This is a genomic window from Pseudomonas syringae (assembly GCF_002157375.1).
GTDB lineage: Bacteria > Pseudomonadota > Gammaproteobacteria > Pseudomonadales > Pseudomonadaceae > Aquipseudomonas > Aquipseudomonas syringae_T.
In genome coordinates this window covers 165,518-189,309 of sequence record NZ_MTSA01000004.1, presented here as the reverse complement: position 1 = coordinate 189,309, position 23,792 = coordinate 165,518, and the positions used below count along the sequence as shown (strand labels likewise).

Below are 23,792 nucleotides of genomic sequence, written 5' to 3'. Positions count from 1 at the left end.
TCCCAACTGCCAAGGAAGTACTGATGAAGACTGCACTCTCCACCACGTTTGGCCTGCTGTTGCTCAGCGCCGCTGTCATGACTCAGGCCGCCGATATGAAAGTGGTCAAACCGATGCGCGGCACCGTCGACAGCGCGAGCGCCGACATGCTCGATTTCACCACCCGTGACGGTCAGCACCAGAGCATCAAACTGACTGACAAGACCGGCATTCGCCTGGTCTCCGAAGCCGATTTCAAGAACATCAAAAGCGACAGTTTTGTGGGGTCGGCTGCCATTCCTCAGTCTGACGGTACCTTGAAGGCGCTGGAGGTCACTGTCTTTGAGCCAAGCCTGAAGGGCAGCGGTGAAGGTCACTACGGCTGGGAAAACGCTGATGGCAGTACTGGCACCATGACCAACGGCACGGTCGGCACCCTGGCCGGGGCCGATGGTCGTACGCTGACCGTCAAGTACGGTGGTGGCGAGAAAAAACTGGTGGTGCCAAAAGACGTGCCTATCGCGTACGTCGAGCCGGGCAAGGTCGAACAACTGACCAAAGGCGCCAAGGTGGTGGTGTTCCCGGCTGATGACGGCAAGTCGGCACGCGGTGTCGCAGTCGGCAAGGGTGGTTACACCCCGCCGATGTAATTGCAGCCGACGGTGCGGGTGGCAGGCGGCTAAGGTCGTCTGCCTGCGCCGTGCTCCGGCTCTGCCTGATTCAGAAGGATCTCGACATGAAAACCCGTCCCATTCATCCGTGGCCGGTACGTTTGACGCATTGGATCAATGCCGTGGGCATGGTCTGCATGTTCATGAGCGGCTGGGCGATTTACAACGCATCGCCGCTGATGCCGTTCACCTTCCCCAAATTCCTGACACTTGGCGGCTGGCTGGGCGGTTCCATTGCCTGGCACTTCGCGGTGATGTGGCTGTTGGTCATCAATGGCCTGATGTATGTGCTGTACGGCGTGTTCAGTCGTCATTTCAAACGTGACCTGCTGCCGGTCCGGCCTTCGGAAGTGAAGCGTGACATGAGTGATGCACTGCACTTCAGGCTGGCCCACGTCAAAGGTCGTTACAACGCGGTGCAGCGCTTGATGTACTGGCTGGTGCTGCTCATGGGCGTGCTCGTGGTGGTCTCTGGCCTGGCGATCTGGAAACCGGTCCAGTTTCAGGGGCTGGTTGCCTTGCTGGGCGGTTTTGATTTTGCCCGCTGGGTGCATTTTGGCGCGATGGCAGCCATCGGTGCATTTGTTGTCGTGCATCTGGTGCTGGTGGTATTGGTGCCCAGCACGTTGTTACCCATGATCACCGGCGGCCGCCAGCCGAACGAAGACGGAACTGCCAAACCATGAACGAACCTCGTAAACGTATCACTCAGCGTATTCGTCTGGAGCCTGCGCAGCAGAGCCAACTGGTCGATATTCAGCGGCGCTCGTTTTTGCGCGCCGGGTTGACGGTGGGTGCGATGTCGATGCTCACCGGCTGCAACCTCCAGGATGGCGACCAGGTCGACAAAGTGCTGTGGGCCATGTCGCGCTGGAACGACCGGGTTCAGGCCTGGCTGTTCAACGGCCAGAAACTGGCGCCGACTTATACCAAGGCGCAGTTGACCAGTCCGTTCCCGTTCAATGCGTTCTACCCGGAATACAACGTGCCCGAGCTGGAACTTGCCGATTATCGGCTGGCGGTGTCCGGGCTGGTCCGCGACAAGCAGCCGTGGACGCTGGACGCGCTGCGCAAATTGCCGCAACGCACGGACATCACGCGGCTGATCTGCATTGAAGGCTGGAGCGCGATAGGGCAGTGGGGCGGCGTGCCGCTGAAAACCTTTCTGGAGTACGTCGGGGCGGATACGACAGCGCGTTTCGTCGGCTTCAAGTGCGCCGACCGCTATTACTCAAGCCTGGACATGCCCACCGCGCTGCACCCGCAGACCCTGCTGGCACTGGACTTCGGTGAAGTCGCCCTGCCACCAGACTACGGCTACCCGTTGCGCGTGCGGGTGCCGACCAAACTGGGTTTCAAGAACCCCAAGCACATCGTCGAGATCTTCGTCAGCAACGAAAACCCCGGCGGGTACTGGGAGGATCAGGGTTACAACTGGTTCAGCGGGATCTAGGCGAGGGACGCAGAGCGTCCAGAACGGCATGGCGACGCGGAGCGTCGCACGATAGTTGAGATTATCGTTCCGCACGCTCCAGCGTGGGAATGCCTGTCGTGACGCTGCGCGTCACCCATCCGCGCCGCAATGCGTATTCAAGATCGGACGCAAAGCCTCAGCTCAATTCAACCCCAGCTTGCCGCGCAGGGTCGAAAGGTCTTCGGCGAGGGTGTTGACCGGGCCGATCAAGGCTTTGCGGTCGTTTTCCTTGACCTTGTCGTAGGTCTCGAAACCACCGTCCTGGGTCTTGTACTTGGCCAGGATCTTGTCCACGGTGGCGAAGTTCTTGTCGACTTTGGCGGCGAAGGCCTTGTCCTGCTGCTCGATCTGCGGGCGGAACAGGTCGACGATCTTCTTCGCGCCGTCGATGTTGCCTTGGAAGTCATACAGGTCGGTGTGGCTGTAACGGTCTTCTTCGCCGGAGATCTTGGTCGCGGCCACTTCTTCGAGCAGGGCTGCTGCACCACCGACGACTTTTTCGGGCGGGAACGTCAGGTCGGTCACACGCTTTTCGAGGTCCTTGACGTCGCTCATCAGCTTGTCGGCGATGGGGCCTTGATCCTGGGTGGTGTTCTGCGAAAACAGCGCGTATTCCAGACGATGGAAACCGGTGAAGTCCTCTGCCGTCACGCCTTGCTCATGGTCATCGACGCGGGAGTCGATGGCGGCATCCAGGTCGCTGAACAGTTCGGCAATCGGCTCTACCGACTCGTAGTAGACGCGCGTCGGCGCATACAGTTTTTTAGCCGTTGCAATGTCGCCTTTCTTCACTGCATCGGTGAACTTCTGGGTGTGGCTGACCAGTTCTTCGATGTTTTCGGTCACGTAAATCTTGTAATCCGAAACCGGGCCTACCAAGTCCAGCGGTGCAGTGGCGGCGAAGGCTGCCAGTGGGGTCTGAAGCAGGCCCAGTGTCAGGAGCAAAGCCAGAGGTGTCTTTTTCATGAGTGTCTTCCGGGTCAGGAGTGGGGAGGTCATACGGTTTGCCTGGACGATGCGGCCGCCAGCAACGAGCGACCGATGAAATCCTGTTCGCCGGTCACGCCCGGCAGGGTAAAGAAGTAGCCGCCGCCGACCGGCTTGAGGTATTCCTCCAGCGGTTCGCCGTTCAGGCGGCTCTGTACCGTGATAAAGCCCTTTTCCAGATCGGCCTGGTAGCAGATGAACAACAGGCCCATGTCCAGCTGACCGTTCTTGTTCACGCCGTTCGAGTAGTTGAACGGGCGGCGCAGGATCAGGTTGCGCTGGCTCTCGGCAGTCCGCGGGTTGGCAAGGCGGATGTGCGAATCGAGTCGGGTTTTCTTGCCTTCGGGGTCCGCTGCGTAGTTGGGCACATCGGTCTCGACCTTGCCGTCCATGGGCGCGCCGGTGGTTTTGCTGCGCCCGAAAATCGATTCCTGTTCCTGCAGCGGCGTGCGGTCCCAACGTTCGACAAAGTTGCGAATGATGCGCACCGCCTGATAACTGCCGTTGGCGGCCCAAGCGGGTTCGTCGCTGCCCGGTTGCACCCAGACCAGTTCGTTCATGGTCTTCTGGTTAGTGGAGTCCGGGTTGGCCGAGCCGTCGCGGAAACCCAGGAAATTGCGCGCGCTTTCAGGCGGCTGGCCGGGCTTTTTCGGTGCCTGGGGCGGCACGGTGCCTTCCTGTTTCCAGCGCACCAGTAGCAGGTCGGGCAGGTTCTTGACGATGTCACGCAGGGCGTGAATGTTGCTGTCGGCAGTGTTGGCACAGAACTGGATGCTCAGGTCGCCGTGGCAACTGGCCGGGTCCAGCGCGTCATTGGGAAAGCCGGTCATGCGGCTCAGGCGCTTGGGTTTGACCGACGTCAGGCCGAAGCGCTCATCGAACAGCGACTCACCCACCGACACCGTGATGGTCAGGTTGTCCGGCGTCACCACCGGGCCGAGAATGCCCGAGTCCAGCGGCGGCAGTTTCGGATCGACTTCCGGCACCGGTCCGCCGGTCATCAGGAAGGCGATGCGCTCGTTCAATGTGCGAAACAGACGCTCGAGGTCGTCACGGTCGGCGGCCAGTACATCGAAAGCCACCAGCATGCCGGAGGCCGGACGCGGGTTGACGATGCCGGTCTGGTGCTGGCCATGAAACGTGTTGTGGTCTTGAGTCTTTTCGCTGTTCGGCGCCTCGGTGACCTGCGCTGGCGCGGCGGCCAGCACGTTGCCGCTCAGGCTGCTGCCCGCCAGCGCGGCACCGGCGGCACCGAGCCCCATCAGGACCCGGCGACGCTGAATCGAGTCCGGGGCGTTATTCGCGTCTGGATTGCTGTCTGGGTTTTTCATCGTGGTGTGCTGTGCTCCGGTGGATCAGAGGTCGGAAAGGCCGAGTGCCGAGTCGATACCGTTGAGTGCGTCGGCCACTGCAGCGGCCTTGGTCGCGATTTGCTGGCGTTGCGCGGTGTCCACCTGGTTGTAAGGGCGGTAACCGTCGGCGGTGCCGAGTGCGTTCAGCGTGGTGTCCAGGTCGGCGATGGCGGCGTCGAGGGTCTGCAACAAGTCGCCTGCGCTGCGGGTCAGCAGCGGGCGCAGCAGGTCAACGATCTTGCGCGTGCCTTCCAGGTTGGCGGCAAAGCCGTTGAGGTCGCTGTGGCTGTAGCGCTCCTCCTCGCCATTGATGCGCACGTCCGCCAGGCTGCGCATCGTGCGGACGGCGATGTCGGCCAGTTGCTCGGGCTGCAGAGACTGCGCCATCAGTTGTTGCTTGAGCTGCGTGACGTCGGTGTTCAGGCGCAGGGCCACGGAGGACAGGCCGTCGAGACTGTGTTGTTCGAACAGCGCGTATTCGATGCGGTGGAAACCGGTGAAGGCCGGGTCCTGCTCGCGCTTTTCGTAATAATCGGCGCGTGCGTTGATGGCGTTGTCCAGTTCAGACAGGCGCTGCGCAGCCGGGGCGATATGCTGATAGGCGGTGCGGGCGGGCAGGTAGGCCGCCTGCGCGGCACTCAGATCGCCCGCGTCGATGGCCTGTTGCAGCGCCGTCACGGCCTTGATCAACGCCGACCCTTGCAGGCTCAGGTACACCCGGTATTCGGAAAGCGGTCCGATGAACGCGGTCATTGAAGGACGTGCTTTGGCCTTGGCGTCGGACTCGGCGGTCGGCGTCACGTGCAACGTGCCACGCGGGTTGCTGAGCAGGCCGCAGGTAATGGCGTAATCGCCGGGTGCCAGGTTGGCATTGATCACCTGACTCAAACCCGGTGCGATGTTTTCCCGCTCCTCGATCACCAGCACGCCGTCGAGAATCTCCCATTCAACCGCCCGTTCGGAACGGTTGACGATGCGAAACGCGTTCTTGCCCGCTGCCACGGTCAGGGCGTTCGGCTCGCAATTGCGTGCGTGAATGTTGACCACGGTTTCGCTGCCGGCATTGGCCGCGCGTTTTTTGGCGGCCACTTGCGAGGCGTAGTAGAACAGCCCGCCTGCGGCAATCATCAGAATCACCGAGCCGGCGACTGCCAATCGCAGGACACGGGGCGGCCGGGCTTTCTCGGAAAGCCCTGAGGGACGGTTAGACATGGGTGCCCTTATTCGTTCGTAACAGAAGAGGGGTGTGGCGGTACCGGTTTTGCTGTTTTCGGGGTATGCGGCATGAAAAACAGCACCAGCGCCCCGATCAGGTAAATCAGGTAGACACTCAGCGTGCTGACCGTCGGCGCATCCTGATAACCGAACATGCCGGCCAGCACCGAACCGGCCGGGCCGTCCATCGGCAGCAGCGCGCTGATGTCGAAAACCACGCCTTGCAGGTGATTCCAGACACCGGCTTCATGCAGTGCCTGTACCGAATTGGCGAGAATGCCCGCCGCCACGACCAGAATGAACAGACCGGTCCAGCGGAAAAACAGGCCCAGGTTCAGGCGCATGCTGCCGCTGTAGATCGCCACGCCAAACCCGACAGCCAGCAGAAGACCCAGCAGGGCACCCAGCGGCGCGCCGGAGCCTTCGCTCTGTTGAAACACGGCGAGCAGAAAAAATACGGTTTCCAGCCCTTCGCGGGCCACGGCGAAGAACACCATGGCAATCAGCGCGTACGTCTGGTTTTTTGAACCGGCGAGGGCGGCGTCCAGAGATTCGTGCAGCGCATGCTTGATCGAACGGGCCACCTTGCGCATCCAGAACACCATCGAGCTGAGAATGCCCACGGCGATCAGGCCAACAATGCCTTCGAACAATTCCTGCTGCTTCTGCGGAAACTCGGCGCTCATCAACTCCAGCCCGCCGCCCACGAACAGCGAGAGGGCCGCCGCGAGGAACACGCCGATCCACACCGCAGGCATCCATTCGCCACGACCGGTCTGCTTCAGGTAACTGGCGATAATGCCAACGATAAGCGCGGCTTCGATGCCTTCGCGCAGCATGATCAAAAACGGAACGAGCATATCCCACCGGGTTCAAGACTGAAGGGTGAACGTGTTTCGACGGTTTATCAGCCTGAAACACTGCGTAACATAATGATACTCATTCTTGAATGCGGATAGTTGTTTTTTGTCTGCTTCTCGTTTTTGTCGGGTTGTTCAGGTCAGGTTCAGCTACTCGTTTACAGGTGTCTCAACTTTCTTCTGGCGCTCAGGGAGCCCAGCGGTCAACGTGGGCACTGCGCAGGTTGCCGTAGCATGGCCCGTCAGCCCATTCAATCCGGAAGACACGATGTCATCAGATTCAGACCCGAAAGCAAGCAACTGCCCCCAGCCGAGTGGCCAGACCGAAGCGCCACATGCTCGGGCGGTTGAATCGCTCAAAGCCATCGACAGGCAATGGCAGGTGCTCGTCGATCACGTCGGCCCGTGCCTGCACCCGGTGACTGCGGCGCAGGATCCGTTTCAGGCGCTGGTCAAGGCTGTCGCCTATCAGCAATTGCATGCCAAGGCGGGTGACGCAATGGTCATGCGGCTGCGCGCGCTGTTTCCGGATACCGGTTTCCCCGGCGCGCAGGCCTTGATCGATCTTGACGACCAGGCGCTGCGTTCCTGCGGGTTCTCGGCATCCAAGTGCCGGGCGATCAAGGCCATTGCAGCGGCGCGGGTGGACGGTCTTGTGCCTGACGTCAGTGCGGCATTGTCGATGAGCCATGATGCACTGATCGAGCGCCTTATCCAGTTGCCGGGTGTCGGCCGCTGGACGGTAGAAATGATGCTGATCTACGGGCTCGGTCAACAAGACGTGATGCCCGCCAGCGACTATGGCGTGTGCGAAGGTTATCGACGGCTGTATGCTCTTGCCCTCAAACCGAGCCACCGGGAAATGTCACGGCTTGCCGAACGATTCGCGCCTTACCGGACGATTGCGGCCTGGTATCTGTGGCGCGTGCCGACGGACTTCAGCGACATCGACGTCTCTCGAATTTGAAAGCAAGACCCGGAGTGCCTGACGGGCCGGGCAGGGATAGGCTCACCAGAAATCAAAGCGGGGGCACACGATGGACAGCATGAAACGGACTGAAGACGATCCGCGCTGGGCCATGCTGGTCAACCGGCGTTCTGCAACCAGCGCCGACTTCGTTTATGGCGTGCTGACAACCGGTGTCTATTGCAGGCCCGACAGCCCGACCAGGCTCCCGCGTCCGGAAAACGTCGTGTTTTTCGCCTCCGCGAGCGAAGCCGAAGCCGCAGGTTTTCGTCCGTCCAGACGCAGCGGCAGTGATCAGCAAACGGTCGCGCGCAAACACGCAGCGGCCGTTGCCGAAGCCTGCAGGTTGCTGGATACCGCCGATTCGATGCCTAATCTGACGGAGCTGGCCGAGCAGGTCGGCATGAGCAGTTTCCATTTTCACCGTGTTTTCAAAAAGCTCACCGGATTGACACCCAAGGCCTACAGCCTGGCGTCGATGCGCTCGCGTATGAAGGCCCGGTTGGCCGACGACGTGACAATCACCCGCGCGCTTTATCAGGCGGGTTACAACTCCAGCAGTCGTTTCTATGAGGCTTCGCAGCATATGCTCGGCATGAAACCTTCCGAATACCGGGCGGGCGGCGCCAACGTCGATATCAGGTTTGCCCTGGGTGAAAGTTCGCTGGGAGCGATTCTGGTGGCCACCAGCAGCAAAGGCATCTGCGCCATTTCGCTGGGCGATGACCCTGACGCGCTCATCAAGGGGTTTCAGGACCAGTTTCCCAACGCCAACCTGATCGGCGGGGACGCAGCGTTCGAGGCATTGATTGCTGCGGTGGTGGGCTTTGTCGAATCGCCTGCGACGGGGCTTGCGTTGCCGCTGGATATTCGCGGCACGGCTTTTCAGGAGCGGGTCTGGCAGGCGCTCAGAAACATACCCGCCGGGTCCACCGCCACCTACACGGAGATCGCGACGCAGTTAGGCATGCCCAGTGCGGTTCGCGCGGTGGCCAATGCCTGCGGTGCCAACAAGCTTGCCGTCGCCATTCCGTGCCATCGGGTGGTGCGCAGCGATGGCTCGTTGTCCGGTTATCGCTGGGGCGTCGAACGTAAGCGCACACTGCTTGACATCGAGTCGGGCGGCGGGCCGGGGCTCTTTTCAGGGCGTTGAGCAGCACCCCGATTCACTTAGAATCCGGTAGGCCAGTTTCACCCGTTCTTCGTTGGGGTAGTTTTTGTTGGCCAGGATCACAATACCGAGCTGTTTTTCCGGTATGAACGCCACGTAACCACCGAAACCGTTGGTTGACCCGGTCTTGTTGATCCAGGCCGCAGGCTGCGCCGCCAGCGGCGGTTCGATCGCATCTGTTTTGAGGGTGTTCAGCATGCCACTGGCGTTGCCTTCGAGCAGTGGCCCCAGATGAACCGGCATGGAGTACTGCTCCCAGATCAGGTCCTGGGTCATGCTGCCGACCCTGAAATAGCCGATCCGTGTGTCGTTGAGGGCGCGCCGCAGCGGGGCGTCGTATTGACCGAGGCCGATGTTCGCCTCGATAAAGCGGATCAGGTCTCGGCTGCTCGACTTCACGCCATAAGCTTGCGCCGCCAGCGGACCCGGATTGACCCTGACCGGTTCGTCGAGCTTGTTGTAGCCCTGCGCATAAAGCGCCTGCTTGCCATCGGGCATCGTGACATACGTGCTGTTCAGGCCAAGCGCCGGAAACAGCCGCTGTTGCAGGGCGTCTTCAAACGGCATCTTCATGCTGCGTGCCGCGACCATGCCGAGCAGGCCCACGCTGGGGTTGGCATACGTACGGTGGGTGCCGGGCAAATATTCGGGCTGCCAGGCCTTGAAATAAGCCATCAACTGGCGAGCGTTCTGCACCTTGTCGGGCACCTGAAGCGGGAAGCCGCCCGCTGTGTGCGTACCCAGGTGGTAAACCGGTACTTTGCCCAGGCGCGTTGCCTGCAACTGCGGAATATAGGTGTCGATGCTTTGCGCCAGTGACAGTTGCCCATTGGCCTGCGCCCAGGTGGCCAGCGTGGCGGTAAAGGTTTTGCTGATCGAACCGAGTTCGAACAGGGTGTCGCTGGACACCGGCTGACCCTCGGCCTTCGAGGCCACGCCGTAGTTGTAGAACTGCTGTTTGCCATTGCGGGTGATGGCGATGGACATGCCCGCAATCGAGTTTTGCTGCATCACCTTGCCGGCTTCTGTCTGCACGAACGTGTCAAAAGCGGTGGGGTCGTCCTCGGCAAAAGCGATTGAGCTGACCAGCACAAGCCCTGCGCACAGCCGCGTTCCATTGCGTCGCATTCGATGATTCCTTGTTGTCTTAAAAGTGTGCCGATCATCAGGAGGCTTATACAGAAACCCTGCTGCGGTGGTCGGTCGTCAAAGGTTTGCGTAATATGCCCCCTTTTTTGCGCCTGCTCCACTGGGCGCGGCTCAGGTAACTCATGAAAACGATCCGTATGCGTGCCGAAGTTCTGGCCGGGCTCACCACCTCCTTCGCTTTGGTGCCCGAGTGCATTGCCTTTGCGCTGGTTGCCCATCTCAATCCGCTGATGGGGCTCTACGGCGCGTTCATTATCTGCACGCTGACGGCGTTGTTTGGCGGGCGTCCGGGCATGGTTTCCGGTGCAGCCGGCTCGATGGCCGTGGTGATTGTGGCGCTGGTGGTGCAGCAGGGCGTGCAGTACCTGTTGGCGACCGTGCTGCTCGGCGGCCTGATCATGATCCTGTTCGGGCTGTTGCGACTGGGCAAACTGGTGCGGCTGGTGCCTTATTCGGTGATGCTGGGCTTCGTCAACGGCCTGGCAATCGTGATTGCGATGGCGCAGCTGGAGCACTTCAAGGTCGGTGAGTCCTGGCTCAGCGGTACGCCGCTGTACGTGATGCTCGGGCTGGTGGCGCTGACGATGGCGATTGTCTACCTGCTGCCGCGCGTGACCCGTGTAGCCCCACCGGCGCTGGTGGCGATCCTCAGTGTCGGGCTGGCGGTGTACCTGCTCGGCCTGCCGACCCGCACGCTGGGCGACATGGCGCACATTGCCGGCGGCCTGCCGGTGTTCGCCTTGCCGGACATCCCGTGGAATCTGGAGACCCTGCGCATCATCGCGCCATACGCCATCCTGATGGCGCTGGTCGGCCTGCTGGAAACCCTGTTGACCCTGAACCTCACGGATGAAATCACCGAAACCCGTGGCTACCCTGACCGCGAGTGTGTGGCGCTGGGCGCTGCCAACATGGTGTCCGGTGCGTTTGGCGGCATGGGCGGCTGCGCGATGATCGGCCAGACCGTCATCAATCTCAGCTCTGGCGGACGCGGTCGGGTGTCCGGTGTGGTCGCCGGTTCGATGATCCTGATGTTCGTGTTGTTCCTGTCTCCGCTGATTGAACGCATCCCGCTGGCAGCGCTGGTCGGCGTGATGTTCGTGGTTGCCCAGCAGACTTTCGCCTGGGCGTCGCTGCGCGTGCTGCGCAAAGTGCCGGTCAACGACGTGCTGGCGATCATCGCCGTGACGGTGGTCACGGTGCTGACCGATCTGGCCACCGCCGTGGTGTTCGGTATCATCATTGCCGCGATCAACTTCGCCTGGCAGCAGGCCCGCGAGCTGTATGCCGACAGCCATGTAGAAGCCGACGGCAGCAAGGTGTATCACCTGCACGGCACGCTGTTTTTTGCCTCGACTACGCCGTTTCTGGCCCAGTTCGACCCTGCCGAAGACCCGGCCCAGGTGACGCTGGACTGTCGCCATCTGCGATTTGTCGATTATTCGGCAATTGCTGCGTTGAAAACCTTGCGCGAGCGCTACGCCAAGGCGGGCAAGCATTTGCGTGTGGTGCATCTGTCCGAACGTTGCAAGCGACTGCTCAAGCGTGCAGGTGTGCAGCACGCTTGATTGACGCTGCCAGGCCTTGTTTCGTATAGGCTGAATATCGATTCCTGACCCAAGGTGTGTGCCTGATGGATGCCGTCTCTCCGCTGGATGCTTACGAACGTGCGGTTCAGCGTGGCTTTCAGCCCGATCAGGCGCAGTTGCAGGCTGTGCAGCAGTTGCAGGCCTGCTATCTGGCGCTGACGGAATCACGCGGTCAGGCGCGGGGTGTCTACCTGTGGGGGCCGGTCGGGCGTGGCAAGACCTGGCTGATGGACCGTTTTTTCGACAGCCTGAGCGTGCCGGCCCGGCGTCAGCATTTTCATCACTTCATGCGCTGGGTCCACAAGCGCATGTTCGAGCTGATGGGCACGCCTCAACCGCTGACCGTGGTCGCCAAAGAGCTGGCGCGTGACGTGCGGGTGATGTGTTTCGACGAGCTGTTTGTGACCGACATCGGTGATGCGGTGATTCTCGGCGGGTTGTTGCAAGTGATGTTCGAGCAGGGCGTGGTGCTGGTCTGCACCTCCAACCAGCCACCGGAACAGCTCTACAGCCACGGCCACAATCGCGAACGCTTTCTGCCCGCCGTGGCCGCCATTCAGAAGTACATGGACATCGTGGCGGTGGACGGGGGCGAAGACCATCGTCTGCATCCCGGCCAGTTGCATCAGCGTTACTGGGTGGCCGAATCCGGTCGGCCGAGTGCCTTGCAGGGGCTATTCGAAAGCGTGAGCGCCGGTCAGCCGGTGTACGACTCGCAGGTCATGCTGGGTTATCGCAGCATCAATGTGGTTCAGCATTCCGACACGGCGGTGTGGTGCCGCTACCGCGATCTGTGCGAGCAACCGCTGGCGGCGATGGATTTCATCGCGCTGTGCGACCGTTTTTCGGTGATTCTGCTCAGCGACGTTCCGGTCCTGGGCGCTGCACAGCGTGAAGCGAAGATTGCCCGTGGCACTGAAGATGGCGTGGAGCAGGTCAGCGCCGGGGATCGCGAGTTGCCGCAGTTGTCACCCAACGATGATGGCGTGCGACGTTTCATTGCGCTGGTGGACGAGTGCTACGACCGGCGTATTCCGCTGTATGTCGAAGCGCCGGTGCCGATGGACGAGCTTTACACCCAGGGCTATCTGTCGTTCGCTTTCCGCCGCACCCTGAGCCGGCTGCAGGAAATGCAACTGGAGCGTTTCACCGCGTCGTGATGCTCAGGCCGCATCCCGACGGCGCTGGGCCAGCATGTGTTTGGCGCCCTCGATCATCAGCACCACGACCGCCAGCCAGATGGGCAGGTACGTCAGCCACTCATCGCGACCGATGCTCTCGCCCAGCAGCAGGGCAACGCCGACCAGCAATATCGGCTCGACGTAACTGAGCAGCCCGAACAGGCTGAACGGCAGCAAGCGGCTGGCGAGGATGTAACTGACCAGCGCCGAGGCGCTGATAATGCCCAGCAGCGGAATCAGCAGGTACAACAGCGGTGCCTGCTGAATCGCCTGCGGGTGGCCATTGCTGATGAACCACAGGCCGATGGGCAGCATCAGCAGCATGTCGAACCACAAACCGCCAAGGTGATCGGTCTGGAGCTTGCGCCGCAGCACGAAGTACAGCGGATAGCCACCCGCGACCAGCAGGGTTTCCCAGGAGAAGCTGCCCAGCCGCCACAGTTCATGGGCAACACCGATCATCGCGAAGACGGCAGCGACCTTTTGCAGGTATGAAAGGTGTTCGCCATACATCACCCGGCCGGTGAGGATCATGCTCAACGGTAGCAGGAAGTAACCCAGCGACACTTCCAGACTGCGCCCGTGCAGCGGCGCCCACATGAAAATCAACAATTGCGCGCCCAACAACAGCGAAGACAGCAGCAGGCCGACAATCAACAGCGGTTTTTGCCGGAGCCGTGCAGCCAGTTCGCGGACCCGCTTCCAGTCACCGCTGACCAGCATGAACAGCGTCGCGCACGGCACGGTCAGCAGCATGCGCCAGCCGAAAATTTCCTCGCCATCCAGTGGCACCATCAGCGAGGTATAAAAATACATCACCCCGAACAGCACGGACGCCAGGACCGACAGCACGACACCTTTGTACACAACGGCCTCTTGAGCGAGTCTGCCCCGGTACGGGGCAGGTCGTGCCATTTTAGTGCGTGACGGTGAAAAAAGCTGCAACTGCGGCGAATCCGGCACGGTGCTGGGTGGGCCGTCAGGGCCTCAATCGGCTGTTTTCAGAAATTGCCACAGGGCATCGGCATTGAAGTCACGAATCACATCGCGGGCGCCGGCCTGTCGCAACTGATGTTCCTGCAAACCGGACAGCACGCCAAATGTATGGATGCCTGCCGCATGGGCGGACTGCACGCCGGCCAGCGAGTCTTCGAAGGCAATCGCCTGGCCGGCCGTCACGCCCAGCAGCTCCAGCGCAGTGAGATAGGGCATGGGGTGTGGTTTGCCGCGCTCCAGTTCTCCGCCGATGACGATGGTTTCGAAGCGGTCAACGATGCCCAGGCCCGTGAGCATGGCCATCGCGTTTTCACGCGGCGCATTGGTGACGACTGCCGTGCGCAGACCGGCTTTTTGTGCGTGATCGAGAATGCGCAGCACGCCCGCGACAGGGATCGTCTCACCCAGTTGGGCGCGAAACATTGTTTCCTTCTCGGCAGCCATGCTGGCGTAGTGCGAAGCGGGAATATCAGGAAACAGACCGCCAAAAATCATGTCGTCCGGAAACCCCATGACATGAGCCTTGTAGTACTCGATGTCCATCGACCGGTCCCAGCGTGCCAGCAACTGGTTATAGGCATTCAGGTGCAGTTCATCGGTGTCGATGAGGGTTCCGTCCAGGTCAAACAACAGCGCAGAAAGGGCCATTGATGCTTACTCCTTTGAGTGTGCGGTAGGGTTGCCGATTGGCCAGGCACCACGCAGGGCCGGGACCAGTGGCAACATCAGAAGGGGATAGACAATCAGCAGGCTGAACGCGGCTTCGACCCCGATGCGTTCGGACAGCAGGCCGAGCAGGAACGGGGCCAGCAGCAGTGCCACGCCCACTGCCTGGGAGGCCTGTGCGCTGAGTGCCGAACTTGCGTTGGGCGCGACCCGCATGGCCGTGCCCAGAATCAGCGGGAAGAAGTTTCCCAGGCAGGCCCCCAGTACGAACGTGAAGATCGCCGTGCCGACCAGCCCTTCGATGGACGACAGCACCAGCAGTGTCGCAATGGCGCTCACGATCACCGTTGTCAGCAATGCCTGGGGCGAAACCCGGCGCAACGCATAGCTGCTGGCCAGCCGCCCGCAGACCGTGCCTGCGAAATACAGGCTCATCAGGGTCGCGGCGATTGATGCGCTGGTCTGCACGTGGGTCTTGATGTACTCCGCGCCCCAGAACCCGACACCCCATTCCGCCGAAATGCCCAGGATCACCAATGCCCACAGGCTGAGCCGAATCATGCGCGGTGGATGCAACGTGTCGGATGCGTTTTCCGCCAGCTCGGACGGTTCGGAGGTGGCACGATGGAGGGTCAGCGGCGCGCAGAACATGATCAGGGCGCACGCGCTGACGATCAGCGGGGCCATGCGCCAGGACAGTCCGATGGCTGTCGCCGCGCCAACCAGCAGCGCACCGCCCAGTACGCAAAGCCCGGCCACGATGTGCGCTTCTACCAGCTTCGCTGCCGCCTGCTGACGATAGCGCTTGCCGAGCATGGCCTGCCCGACGGCCATGACCAGTCCCCCGGACAACCCCATGAGCACAGCGCCGGGCAAGGTCATTGGCAGGCCACCGGCAATGGCAAACAGCCCGCTTGCCAGCACAATCGAGCCAACTGCAATACGCCCTGTTCCGATGGGCAACGCCCGACGTTCCAGCCAGCGATAGGGAACACCGATCAACACCAGGCCCAGCGCGTAGGCGGTGAAGTGCAGGCCGGTCCAGCGCAGGTCCAGGCCGAACTCAGCGCGCAGAAACGGCATCAATGGCCCGAGCATGCCCTGCTGAGCGCCGAACAGCCCGAACATCAGGTAAATCGACCAGGGCCGTGGCTCGCCTCGCGTGATGCGGGATGACACGCCGGAGTGTGCCGATTCGTTGTGAGCCGTGTCGGTCATAGTCCCGCCCTGGTGTCGAAGACTGAATGCCACCGTTCGCAGCGGGCGATCTTGGCACCGCCCGCCTTGAGTGCATCCAGCGCTTGCAGATCGGCGGTCGCCAAGGTATCGCTCGATACACCGCCCACCACGACCTTGCCATAGTGTCGGCTGATGGCCGCGGCGTCCGGTGACAGCATCCAGCCGAGCGCTTGTAGCGCCTGAGCTGTTTTTGATGACCCGGCGCGACAGCCAAAGACTTCAAACTCGTAACGCCGTGCGTCAGCCGGGACGCACCAGTGCAACGACGGGTGCTGTGCCGCTGCGCGTGTGGCGGCGGTCGAGACCGTGACGCCGACCCAGGCATGCCCTTCGAGCACGGCCTCTATCGGGGCCGTCGAAGACCCGCTGATCGAAGGCTGTTGCCGTGCGACGTCAGCCAGCCTGTCCCAGGCCGCGTTGCCGTCATGCTCCAACAATGCGCTCAGGTGCAGATAACCGGCGCCCGAGCGTCCCGGATCGGGCAGGGCAATGCGCTGCGACCATGCCGGCGCGCAAAGCGACTCCCAGGAGAGCGGGGCGGTCAGGCCGTGCAGGGCGAGTACCTTCGGGTCATAGCAAAAGGCGGGCACGAAGCCTGAGGGGCTGAACCAGCGCCGATCGGCAGCGACTGCGTCTGAAGGCAGTGCCGAACAGTCGAGCGCGTCCAGCACGTGCAGGCGTGAGGCCACTGCCGGATCGAGAAGCGCCGTGGCCGCCGTTCCCAGCAGCAGGTCCCAGTCACCTGCGGTGCCGTTGATCACGCGCTCGATCAATTCCGACGTCGACCAGCGCGAGAGGCGTACAGGCACGCCGGTGTGGGCGCTGATACCGGCCACGAATTCGGCAAGTTCGGCGTTTTCCATTGAGCTGATAGCGATAAGTTCGTCCATGACCGGCTTCAATCCAGTAGTCGATGCAGTTTGGCATATTGCAGAAGCATGATGGTCTTGCCATCGCAGATTGCACCGGTTTCGATCATTGCCAGTGCCTCGTCCAGAGGCAGCTCGAGGACTTCGATTTCTTCGCCCTCGTCCTCAAGGCCACCCCCGGCGCTTTGCTTGTCTTCGTCGAAATACTCGCCGACAAAAAAGTACAGGCGTTCGGTGACCGATCCGGGGCTCATGAAGGCTTCGAACACTTTGCGCACTGCCTGAATGCGATAGCCGGTTTCCTCTTCGGTTTCCTTACGGATACAGGTCTGCGGATCGTCGCGATCCAGCAGCCCGGCGCAGGTTTCGACAAGCATGCCGTCGTGTTCGTTGACGAACGCGGGAAAGCGGAACTGCCGGGTCAGCACGACAGTCTGTTTCAGCTTGCTGTAGAGCAGGATAGTGGCGCCATTGCCGCGGTCGTAGGTTTCACGGGTCAGGGTGCGCCATTCGCCGTTGCGCCCCTGAAAGTCGTACGTGGTCTTGCGCAGCACGTACCAGTTGTCGGAGAGCACATCGACCTGTTTGATCCGTACCCGGTCCTGGGTGGTGGTCACGTTCTGGCTCATGCTTTTGCTCCCAGATGGGTCGCGTTGGGAGCCACCGTCAGCAGGCGCGCAACCATCTCCGGGTCGCGGTGCTCGGGGGCGGTCATCACGGCGGTGTCCAGCGCATGGTCGCACCCGGATGAACAGGCGCCCTGATGCTCGCCCAGCCGGGTCACGGCTTCGGTGACCAGGCGGCGGGTCAGCGCGAACGTGTCGGCCATCCGCTGCGCCACCAGGGTTGCGTTGACCTCTTCATGGGATTCGTGCCAGCAATCGAAATCCGTCGGGATGGCGATCATTGCGTAGCAGAGCTCCGCCTCGCGTGCCAGCTTGGCCTCCGGCATCGCGGTCATGCCGATCACGGTGCCGCCCCATTGACGATAGAGGCTGGACTCGGCGCGAGTCGAAAATTGCGGGCCTTCCATGACCACATAGGTGCCGCCATTCCGGGCCTGCACATCAGCGGTTTCTGCGGCACTCGCCAGTACCGAACGCATGCGCCCGCACACCGGGTCGCCAAACGGCACATGCCCCACCAGCCCTGGCCCGAAGAAGGTCTTGTCGCGCTTGATCGTACGGTCGATGAATTGATCGATCAGCACGAAACTGCCCGGCGGCGCCTCGTGGGTCAGGCTGCCCACCGCACTGACCGACAGCAGCTGAGTGCAGCCGACACTGCGCAGCGCGGCAATGTTGGCCCGCACATTGATGAACGATGGCGGGATAGTGTGCCCTGTACCGTGACGCTGCACGAAGGCCACCGGCACACCATTGAGGTTGCCCAGCGTGACGGGCGATGAAGGTTTGCCGAACGCTGTTTCGCACTCGACGAGCTGTATGTCCTTCAGGCCGGGCAACTGCTGCAGGCCACTGCCGCCGATGATGCCTATACGCTGAGTCTGCTGATGTGGCGATGGGGTATTCATACGCTGCCTCTCGTCTTCAAGGTGGGTTCTGGATGTCCGGTGCTCACCAGACGCTCATACAGTTCGGACAGCGCAGTCGGTGCGCTGCCGCGCCGCAGCAACAGGCCTTCGCTGGCATGGTTGCTGTAGCGGGGTTCATGAATCTTCAGGTGCCGGTCTATCGCCGGCAGGTAGTTCCAGCGAACGCCGGGGTACAGGGAGTGCGCCAGGTGGTAGGCGTCGGAGGTCGGTGCGATGAACACCCGGATCAGCCAGCCCGTCACGCCAAAGTAATCGGTAGGGCGGCCCGCCAGGTATTCGAGGTCGCGCCGGTCGCGGGATGTCCCTTCGACAAACCAGCGGTGCTCGGTGAGCAGCGACACCCAGGCAAATACCGGGTACGAGGTCAGCAGCGGCACCAGCCAGCCAAACAGCACACCTTTCCAGCCGCCCGCCCAATAGAGCAGCGCTGCGACTGCAATCAGGGAGACCACACGGGCCACCGTGGTCAGGTGCGAGTGATTCAGCAGGCTGCTGCGTGCCATCGTGCTCAGATTGACCCAGGCACCGCGAGGCGTCAGCGGGTAGAGCAGCAACGTGTAGAACCTGCCCGGCGAGATTCCGGCGACATAGCCTCCGGCATGCACCCGTGCGCGGTTCGGGTCCAGGCTCGGGTGATTGGGGTTGCGATGGTGTTCCAGCGTGTGAGTCTTGTGCCGGCTGCGCATGTCGCGTTTGAACGCCGGGAACTGATAGAAAACGTTGCTCAGCCACCATTGCCATTCATGATTGGGGCACAACGCGAAATGCACGGCGTTATGGCCGAACTCCTGAAGCGCGCGCAGGCGTCCGCCGCTCCAGAGCACCACCATCAGCCATGCCAGTGGCGATGAATACAGCGACGCCAGCAAAACGGCGGCCAGGATGTCCAGCCAGGTCCAGACAAAGGGCAGCGGCGCGAACCAGCCATCGAGCGGTCGGTAGTAATGTTCCTTTTGACCGTCCAGCCGGGGCGCCAGGCGCAGCAGGCGCAAAATGCGCTGCGTGTCGCGGTAATAAAAAGCGACCACCGCGCGCATCGCCAATGCCGTGATGATCAGGCCCGTCAGAACAATGTGCGAGGTCGTCATGTCAGGCACTCCCGGTTTCGGCACACCGTGTGTGAGCGGGCGCAAAACGTTCGAGCAGAGCGTTCAGGTCACTGAACAAAGGTGCTCCACTGAGGCGCAGCCGCTCACTGTTCTGATGGCCTGTGGAGACCAGTACCGGCGACCAGCCCACAGCACGCGCCACGTCGAAATCATGCAGCGTATCGCCGACGAACAGCGTTCGTGAGGCAGGAGTGCCCAGGGTTTTCTGCAGCACCACGGCTTCGGCCGTCTTGCTGGTGGCCTGGTTATGGCTCAGCCCCACGACATGTTCGAAACAGTCATACAGCCCCTTCGCGTGCAGGGTCTCGACCAGAACGTCGCAGTGCGACGCCGAAAGAATCGAGACGCCGATCCCGGCCCGACGAGCTGCGTCGAGAAACTCGATCACGCCCGGTTGCAGGGGGCACTGGGCGACGTTGGCGTCAAAGTGCTCGAGGTAATGTTGAACGATGGTGGGGAACGGCACGCGGTCCAGGTCGAAGCCGATGGCCGCGTAAAACCCGGCAATCGGAAAATCGAATTCGGCCCGGTACTGTTCTGCGGTAATCGGTGCGACACCCAATTGCTCTGCGCAGCGGTTCACGGCGAAGACGGCAAGGTCGAGGTCGTCGATCAAAGTACCGTTCCAGTCGAACACCACGTGTTCGATGCCGGAAAAATGCAGAAGGTCGTCGATCATGGTCGAGGGTTCCGAGGAAGTAGGGCGTTGAGTGCGATGCGCGACACAAGGGCTGGCGAGTACACCCGAGCAGGGTCGACCACCAGATTGGTCACGCCGATTTGCGTTTCCAGCGCGCGACGGTTGTGTGCCGAAAGCTCACCCAGCGCCGCGCCGTACCAATGATCGAAGCGGGTACGCCAGGTGCGCTGGCCCGAGGTTTCCGGGAAACGAAAGTCTTCGGTGGTGGCCATGTTCCAGGCACCGTCTACCACGGCACACAGCAACCCCTGCACCGTCTGGCAGTCGAGTGAGCGGTCGAGCAATGCGTCGAGGCTGTTGTCGATGCAATCGGCTTCGAGTGCGCCGATGGTCATGCCCTGGCTGTAAAGCGGGTTCATGCTGCTCAGGGCGTCGCCCACGACCAGCAGACCTTCCGGCCAGCGTTCCAGACGGTCGTAGTGGGTACGGCGACTGCCAGGCATCTTGAAGGTGAAGACGTCTGACAGGGGTTCGGCTTCGCGGATCACCTCATGGATGTCCGGCACCGGAAGACCGGCCAGTGCTTGCAGGAAGTCGTCCGGGTCCTTGCCGGGGAAATGGCCGAACCAGCCGCCGGTGGTCACCATCCAGCGATCACCCTCGATAGGGCTGATCACCCCCATCGAGCGCTGGGCCGGCGCCGTCGGCAGCACCAGCAACACCTGCCATTGTTCGGCGAAGGCGGGGATCCGTTTGTAGATGCGTGAGGCGTAACCCAGTTCGGTCTTGACCACGCTGTTCTGCACGACGCCGAAACCGGCGTCTTTCAGCCAGGCGGGCATGTGCGTACCGCGGCCGCTGGCGTCCACCAGCAGGTCGCAGGGCAGGCTGCGCTCGCCCGAACCGTCATCGATGATCACGCTGCTGACCTGACGTGAATCCTCGGCACCGGCAAACTCGATGCGCGTGACCCGCGTGCCGGACAGCACGTTGACCTGAGGGACGGTCGTCAGGCAACGACGCAACTGATTGTCGATGAGCCTGCGGCTGCAATAGTGGGCTTCGATGCCGCTGCGGTAGCGGTTTTTCCAGCGCCCGCGCTGATACCACTTCACATCGTGGCCCAAGTCCGCGACCTGAGCGCCGCCCTGTTCCAACGCACTCAGCAGCCCCGGGAAAATCCGTTCCATGATCTGCTTGCCGCGCAGCAACAGCAGGTGAACGTGATGTTCCTGAGGGATGCTCTGGCGCGGTCCTGTTTCATCGTAAAAGTCACTTTTCTCGACCACGGTGACGCGTTTGAAGCGGCGAGCCAGCACCGCTGCGGTGAGGCAGCCGGCGACACTGCCGCCGATCACCACGGCATGGTCCGAGCGACGGACCGACTCAGTCGGGAGCGTAGTCATTGAGCACCTCGGCGATGTAATGCAGGTCGTCGTCCGGCAGATTCGGATGCAAGGGCACCGTCGTCAGTGAACGCAGCAACCTGGCAGCGTTGGGGCAATCACGGTGATACCGGGTCAGCAGCGGCAGTTGGTAAAGCGGCTGGTTGTCATACTTGCCGATGTCCGACTCGATGCCGTGTCGTTGCTGGTAATGCACCAGTTGGCGACCGTCATGCCCGACCGATTGCAACAGCAGCGAATAGGCATTGACTGCACCGCCGGTGACCACCGGCAGCTCGCGAAACGCCGGATTGTCGAGCAGAGACAGCAGCCGTTCGCGGTTTCTCAGGCGTCGTTCGAGGTGCGCGTAGAGCTGGCGTGAGCGTGCCAGCCCCAGCGCGGCCTGCAGGCCGCCCAGTTTCAGATTGATGCCCAGCGATTCGCCCGCCAGATTGCCGAAACGGGTGTACGCCCGGATGCGTCTGGCGCGGTCATCGTCATCGGTCATCACGAAACCGCCTTCGCCGGTCGAGATGAACTTGCAGTCATGGGTACTGAAGCAACTGATGTCGCCGTGTCGCGCCAGCCAGGTGCCGTTCAGCCGGGTCATGTGGGCGTGGGCCAGGTCCTGAATCAACGGGATACCGGCCTGTTGCAGAAACGCCCAGGTGTCGTGCGAGCGAATCGGGTAACCCCACATGGGGACTTCGATGACCGCACAGGTCCGGGGACCGATACAGCGTTGCAGGTCTTCCGGGTCCAGGCCGAAACTGTCCGGCGCGACATCGCAGAACACTGGCACCAGCCCCAGCGACAGAATCGGCAAGACCGTGCAGATCGGCCCGGTCGGGGCGACAATGACCTCGTCGCCCGGCTGGAAATCGACACCTGCAAGTGCAGCCGTCACGGAGGCCGCCCCCGAGGACACGGCAATCACGTGCCTGATGCCGTACAGCGCCGCCAATGCCGCTTCGTACTCTTCGACAATCGGAGAGGTGCCGGTCAGGCCCGAACTCAATGCCCGCTCCAGCTCACGCAGGTCATCGATCGAACCCATCGGTCCCTTCTGGGCTATGGTTCGCAGGCTCATCATGACACCTTCATCCCCACCAGATCCCACAGCGCATCGTCTGCAAAGACCCGGTCCACCATGCGCCGGAAGTTGGGGAACATCTTCAGGTCGGCCGTTTCCTGCTGGCTGAAGAACCGCGCGTGCTCGACTTCTCTGTCGTCCGGGCAGGCACGCAGGTGGGTCGCCGTCACGTAAATCAGGTCCAGGTGGTAATGCGGGCCGCGTTTGTCATCGATGTATTCGCACAGCACCCGGTAAGGCTGATGCAGCACGGTGACATCGGTGTCGACATCGGCCAGCGCTTCATCGCGCTCGCCGAGCAGCTCGGCACGGATACCGGTTTCCTCGTAAATCTCCCTGAGCACGGCGACGTCGGGGGTTTCTCCCTGTTCGATATGGCCGCCCGGATACAGCCAGACGCCCAGCTTGCGGTGATGCAGCAGCAGCATCTTCCGGTCCGGATTCAAGACGAATCCGGACGCGGTGAAATGCCGATCCAGTTGTGAGCGATCGAGTGGTTCAGTCATTACGCAGCACCGTACTGGTTGATGCGATCAGCCATGTAGTCCAGCTCCGCCAGGGTGATGTCCGGATGCACCGGGATCGTGGTCATGCCGGCCAGCAATGCCTCGGCATTCGGGCACTCGTTGCGGTAGTGCGCGAGTACCGGAAACTCATAAAGGGCTTTGCAACCATAGCGCTTGATATCGGAAGGGATACCGGCTTCGTCGAGGTAATCAATGAACGCGCGGTTGTCGGCGAAGTGCAGTTCCAGGTTGAGGAAGTAATAGTTCGGCTGGCCGCCATTGATGATCTTTTTCTCCCGAACCTTGCTGTGGTCGAGCTTGCCGAGAAAATAGGCGGCGTTCTCCCGGCGCTGCTGAATCTGACCGGCCAGCGAAGACAGGCGGCTGGCGCCGAGGGCTGCGGGCAGTGCCGCGAGTTTGTAGTTGAGGCCGAAGTCTTTGCCGTTCAGGTTGCCGAAACGGCTGTAGTCGCGGCAGCGTTGCGCCAGCGCGTCATCGTCGGTAAGGATGAAACCGCCTTCACCCGTTGCCAGTGGCTTGCGTTCATGGGTGCTGAAGCAGGACACATCGCCGAATTGCGACAGCGGACGACCGTTGAGTGTCGTGCCGTGGGAGTGCGCCAGGTCCAGAATCAGTTTTATGTCCAGCTCGCGGGTCAGCGTGTGCAGCTCGTCGACTTCCGTCGGGTAGCCCCACATCGGGATGTCGATGATTGCCTTGGTGCGTGGCGTGATCCGGGCTTTTATCGACGCAGGGTCGGCGCCAAATCCGTGGGCACGGGTATCGACGAAGATCGGATTGGCGCCAGCGGCAATGATCGGGTAAATCGTGCATAGCGGGCAGCTCGGGGTCAGCAGAACATCGTCGCCCGGGCCTACGCCCGATGCGTAAATGGCCACACTCAGCGCGGCGCCGCCGGACGACAGGGCAATGGCATGCCGTGCCTCGAACCAGGCGGCGAGTTTGTTTTCGTATTCGCCGACCACATCACTGGTGCCCGACAGCGGGCGGTCCAGCGTCTGTTGCAGGGTCAGCAGGTCGTTGGCATACGACGGACGATATTTATCAGACACAGGTGGTCGGGCAGTGGCGGTAAAGGTCATGTTCGGTCTCCAGAAACAGGCATAGGTTGGCGTACG

At 61.8% G+C, this 23,792-nt stretch carries 24 protein-coding genes; 7 read left to right on the top strand and 17 right to left on the bottom strand.

Annotated features, from left to right (window positions below):
* Positions 1-23: 23 nt before the first annotated feature.
* From BW686_RS06195 to BW686_RS06185, 3 genes are all read left to right on the top strand, one after another.
* Entirely contained in the window at positions 24-629 is a 606-nt protein-coding gene (locus BW686_RS06195; protein WP_084915441.1) for a hypothetical protein, read from the top strand.
* Positions 630-715: 86 nt separating this feature from the next.
* Positions 716-1,336 (top strand): cytochrome b/b6 domain-containing protein, encoded by a 621-nt coding sequence (locus BW686_RS06190; protein ID WP_084915439.1) that lies wholly within the window; start codon positions 716-718, stop codon positions 1,334-1,336.
* Positions 1,333-2,103: a molybdopterin-dependent oxidoreductase gene (locus tag BW686_RS06185; RefSeq protein ID WP_084915437.1), complete on the top strand. Its 771-nt coding sequence runs from the start codon at positions 1,333-1,335 to the stop codon at positions 2,101-2,103. Before BW686_RS06190 ends, BW686_RS06185 begins: the two co-directional genes overlap by 4 nt.
* Positions 2,104-2,265: 162 nt before the next feature.
* Here the strand turns inward: BW686_RS06185 and efeO (BW686_RS06175) are convergent, their stop codons facing one another.
* From efeO (BW686_RS06175) to efeU, 4 genes are read right to left on the bottom strand one after another with little or no spacing between them, the layout of a single operon-like run.
* On the bottom strand, positions 2,266-3,090 hold the full coding sequence (gene efeO / locus BW686_RS06175) for an iron uptake system protein EfeO (RefSeq protein WP_084915433.1): 825 nt from the start codon (positions 3,088-3,090) through the stop codon (positions 2,266-2,268).
* A 29-nt stretch (positions 3,091-3,119) separates the two neighbouring features.
* Positions 3,120-4,442, bottom strand: coding sequence for an iron uptake transporter deferrochelatase/peroxidase subunit (efeB, locus tag BW686_RS06170; RefSeq protein ID WP_084915430.1), 1,323 nt, complete (start codon positions 4,440-4,442; stop codon positions 3,120-3,122).
* A 24-nt stretch (positions 4,443-4,466) separates the two neighbouring features.
* Positions 4,467-5,675: an iron uptake system protein EfeO gene (efeO, locus tag BW686_RS06165; protein ID WP_084915428.1), complete on the bottom strand. Its 1,209-nt coding sequence runs from the start codon at positions 5,673-5,675 to the stop codon at positions 4,467-4,469.
* A gap of 8 nt (positions 5,676-5,683) precedes the next feature.
* Entirely contained in the window at positions 5,684-6,538 is an 855-nt protein-coding gene (efeU, locus tag BW686_RS06160; protein WP_084915425.1) for an iron uptake transporter permease EfeU, read from the bottom strand.
* A 268-nt stretch (positions 6,539-6,806) separates the two neighbouring features.
* Here efeU and BW686_RS06155 point away from each other — a divergent pair, with 268 nt between their 5' ends.
* Together BW686_RS06155 and ada are read left to right on the top strand one after the other, a co-directional pair.
* Positions 6,807-7,505: a DNA-3-methyladenine glycosylase family protein gene (locus BW686_RS06155; RefSeq protein ID WP_084915423.1), complete on the top strand. Its 699-nt coding sequence runs from the start codon at positions 6,807-6,809 to the stop codon at positions 7,503-7,505.
* Positions 7,506-7,575: 70 nt separating this feature from the next.
* The gene (gene ada, locus BW686_RS06150; RefSeq protein WP_084915420.1) at positions 7,576-8,658 is read left to right on the top strand and encodes a bifunctional DNA-binding transcriptional regulator/O6-methylguanine-DNA methyltransferase Ada; all 1,083 of its coding nucleotides are present in this window, start codon (positions 7,576-7,578) and stop codon (positions 8,656-8,658) included.
* Here the strand turns inward: ada and ampC are convergent.
* Complete coding sequence (ampC, locus tag BW686_RS06145; protein WP_084915417.1) at positions 8,647-9,804, bottom strand: class C beta-lactamase; 1,158 nt, start codon at positions 9,802-9,804, stop codon at positions 8,647-8,649. The two genes, ada and ampC, sit on opposite strands and share 12 nt — an antisense overlap.
* Positions 9,805-9,947: 143 nt before the next feature.
* Here ampC and BW686_RS06140 point away from each other — a divergent pair, with 143 nt between their 5' ends.
* On the top strand, positions 9,948-11,393 hold the full coding sequence (locus BW686_RS06140) for a SulP family inorganic anion transporter (protein WP_084915415.1): 1,446 nt from the start codon (positions 9,948-9,950) through the stop codon (positions 11,391-11,393).
* A gap of 65 nt (positions 11,394-11,458) precedes the next feature.
* Entirely contained in the window at positions 11,459-12,574 is a 1,116-nt protein-coding gene (gene zapE / locus BW686_RS06135) for a cell division protein ZapE (RefSeq protein ID WP_084915413.1), read from the top strand.
* 3 nt (positions 12,575-12,577) lie between these two features.
* On the opposite strand, the gene rarD is transcribed toward zapE, so the two are convergent.
* The 12 genes from rarD to BW686_RS06075 all read right to left on the bottom strand — a co-directional run bounded on the left by rarD (position 12,578) and on the right by BW686_RS06075 (position 23,756).
* Entirely contained in the window at positions 12,578-13,462 is an 885-nt protein-coding gene (gene rarD, locus BW686_RS06130; RefSeq protein ID WP_084915411.1) for an EamA family transporter RarD, read from the bottom strand.
* Between the two features lie 120 nt (positions 13,463-13,582).
* Positions 13,583-14,239: an HAD family hydrolase gene (locus tag BW686_RS06125; RefSeq protein WP_084915409.1), complete on the bottom strand. Its 657-nt coding sequence runs from the start codon at positions 14,237-14,239 to the stop codon at positions 13,583-13,585.
* Between the two features lie 6 nt (positions 14,240-14,245).
* On the bottom strand, positions 14,246-15,475 hold the full coding sequence (locus BW686_RS06120) for an MFS transporter (protein WP_084915406.1): 1,230 nt from the start codon (positions 15,473-15,475) through the stop codon (positions 14,246-14,248).
* Entirely contained in the window at positions 15,472-16,386 is a 915-nt protein-coding gene (locus BW686_RS06115) for an ABC transporter substrate-binding protein (protein ID WP_084915404.1), read from the bottom strand. Before BW686_RS06115 ends, BW686_RS06120 begins: the two co-directional genes overlap by 4 nt.
* Before the next feature lie 8 nt (positions 16,387-16,394).
* A complete protein-coding gene (gene nudK / locus BW686_RS06110; RefSeq protein ID WP_084915402.1) occupies positions 16,395-16,994 on the bottom strand; it encodes a GDP-mannose pyrophosphatase NudK in 600 nt (199 codons plus the stop codon).
* Positions 16,991-17,899 carry an S-methyl-5'-thioadenosine phosphorylase gene (mtnP, locus tag BW686_RS06105; RefSeq protein WP_084915401.1) on the bottom strand — a complete coding sequence of 303 codons (909 nt, stop codon included), beginning with the start codon at positions 17,897-17,899 and terminating at the stop codon, positions 16,991-16,993. The genes nudK and mtnP overlap by 4 nt, the downstream gene beginning before the upstream one ends.
* Positions 17,896-19,008, bottom strand: coding sequence for a fatty acid desaturase family protein (locus tag BW686_RS06100; protein ID WP_084915398.1), 1,113 nt, complete (start codon positions 19,006-19,008; stop codon positions 17,896-17,898). Before BW686_RS06100 ends, mtnP begins: the two co-directional genes overlap by 4 nt.
* Position 19,009: 1 nt before the next feature.
* Positions 19,010-19,708, bottom strand: coding sequence for an HAD family hydrolase (locus BW686_RS06095; protein ID WP_084915397.1), 699 nt, complete (start codon positions 19,706-19,708; stop codon positions 19,010-19,012).
* A complete protein-coding gene (locus tag BW686_RS06090; RefSeq protein WP_084915395.1) occupies positions 19,705-21,075 on the bottom strand; it encodes an FAD-dependent oxidoreductase in 1,371 nt (456 codons plus the stop codon). Before BW686_RS06090 ends, BW686_RS06095 begins: the two co-directional genes overlap by 4 nt.
* The gene (locus tag BW686_RS06085) at positions 21,056-22,144 is read right to left on the bottom strand and encodes a DegT/DnrJ/EryC1/StrS family aminotransferase (RefSeq protein ID WP_084915643.1); all 1,089 of its coding nucleotides are present in this window, start codon (positions 22,142-22,144) and stop codon (positions 21,056-21,058) included. The genes BW686_RS06090 and BW686_RS06085 overlap by 20 nt, the downstream gene beginning before the upstream one ends.
* The gene (locus tag BW686_RS06080; RefSeq protein ID WP_084915392.1) at positions 22,144-22,653 is read right to left on the bottom strand and encodes an NUDIX hydrolase; all 510 of its coding nucleotides are present in this window, start codon (positions 22,651-22,653) and stop codon (positions 22,144-22,146) included. The genes BW686_RS06085 and BW686_RS06080 overlap by 1 nt, the downstream gene beginning before the upstream one ends.
* The gene (locus tag BW686_RS06075; RefSeq protein WP_084915389.1) at positions 22,653-23,756 is read right to left on the bottom strand and encodes a DegT/DnrJ/EryC1/StrS family aminotransferase; all 1,104 of its coding nucleotides are present in this window, start codon (positions 23,754-23,756) and stop codon (positions 22,653-22,655) included. The genes BW686_RS06080 and BW686_RS06075 overlap by 1 nt, the downstream gene beginning before the upstream one ends.
* Positions 23,757-23,792: the final 36 nt, after the last annotated feature.

What these genes read in the sequence shown, in the direction of transcription:
- BW686_RS06195 (WP_084915441.1), top strand. Translation starts at nt 24, where the DNA reads ATGAAGACTGCACTCTCCACCACGTTTGGCCTGCTGTTGCTCAGCGCC.
- BW686_RS06190 (WP_084915439.1), top strand. Translation starts at nt 716, where the DNA reads ATGAAAACCCGTCCCATTCATCCGTGGCCGGTACGTTTGACGCATTGG.
- BW686_RS06185 (WP_084915437.1), top strand. Translation starts at nt 1,333, where the DNA reads ATGAACGAACCTCGTAAACGTATCACTCAGCGTATTCGTCTGGAGCCT.
- efeO (WP_084915433.1), bottom strand. Translation starts at nt 3,090, where the DNA reads ATGAAAAAGACACCTCTGGCTTTGCTCCTGACACTGGGCCTGCTTCAG.
- efeB (WP_084915430.1), bottom strand. Translation starts at nt 4,442, where the DNA reads ATGAAAAACCCAGACAGCAATCCAGACGCGAATAACGCCCCGGACTCG.
- efeO (WP_084915428.1), bottom strand. Translation starts at nt 5,675, where the DNA reads ATGTCTAACCGTCCCTCAGGGCTTTCCGAGAAAGCCCGGCCGCCCCGT.
- efeU (WP_084915425.1), bottom strand. Translation starts at nt 6,538, where the DNA reads ATGCTCGTTCCGTTTTTGATCATGCTGCGCGAAGGCATCGAAGCCGCG.
- BW686_RS06155 (WP_084915423.1), top strand. Translation starts at nt 6,807, where the DNA reads ATGTCATCAGATTCAGACCCGAAAGCAAGCAACTGCCCCCAGCCGAGT.
- ada (WP_084915420.1), top strand. Translation starts at nt 7,576, where the DNA reads ATGGACAGCATGAAACGGACTGAAGACGATCCGCGCTGGGCCATGCTG.
- ampC (WP_084915417.1), bottom strand. Translation starts at nt 9,804, where the DNA reads ATGCGACGCAATGGAACGCGGCTGTGCGCAGGGCTTGTGCTGGTCAGC.
- BW686_RS06140 (WP_084915415.1), top strand. Translation starts at nt 9,948, where the DNA reads ATGAAAACGATCCGTATGCGTGCCGAAGTTCTGGCCGGGCTCACCACC.
- zapE (WP_084915413.1), top strand. Translation starts at nt 11,459, where the DNA reads ATGGATGCCGTCTCTCCGCTGGATGCTTACGAACGTGCGGTTCAGCGT.
- BW686_RS06125 (WP_084915409.1), bottom strand. Translation starts at nt 14,239, where the DNA reads ATGGCCCTTTCTGCGCTGTTGTTTGACCTGGACGGAACCCTCATCGAC.
- BW686_RS06120 (WP_084915406.1), bottom strand. Translation starts at nt 15,475, where the DNA reads ATGACCGACACGGCTCACAACGAATCGGCACACTCCGGCGTGTCATCC.
- BW686_RS06115 (WP_084915404.1), bottom strand. Translation starts at nt 16,386, where the DNA reads ATGGACGAACTTATCGCTATCAGCTCAATGGAAAACGCCGAACTTGCC.
- nudK (WP_084915402.1), bottom strand. Translation starts at nt 16,994, where the DNA reads ATGAGCCAGAACGTGACCACCACCCAGGACCGGGTACGGATCAAACAG.
- mtnP (WP_084915401.1), bottom strand. Translation starts at nt 17,899, where the DNA reads ATGAATACCCCATCGCCACATCAGCAGACTCAGCGTATAGGCATCATC.
- BW686_RS06100 (WP_084915398.1), bottom strand. Translation starts at nt 19,008, where the DNA reads ATGACGACCTCGCACATTGTTCTGACGGGCCTGATCATCACGGCATTG.
- BW686_RS06095 (WP_084915397.1), bottom strand. Translation starts at nt 19,708, where the DNA reads ATGATCGACGACCTTCTGCATTTTTCCGGCATCGAACACGTGGTGTTC.
- BW686_RS06090 (WP_084915395.1), bottom strand. Translation starts at nt 21,075, where the DNA reads ATGACTACGCTCCCGACTGAGTCGGTCCGTCGCTCGGACCATGCCGTG.
- BW686_RS06085 (WP_084915643.1), bottom strand. Translation starts at nt 22,144, where the DNA reads ATGAGCCTGCGAACCATAGCCCAGAAGGGACCGATGGGTTCGATCGAT.
- BW686_RS06080 (WP_084915392.1), bottom strand. Translation starts at nt 22,653, where the DNA reads ATGACTGAACCACTCGATCGCTCACAACTGGATCGGCATTTCACCGCG.
- BW686_RS06075 (WP_084915389.1), bottom strand. Translation starts at nt 23,756, where the DNA reads ATGACCTTTACCGCCACTGCCCGACCACCTGTGTCTGATAAATATCGT.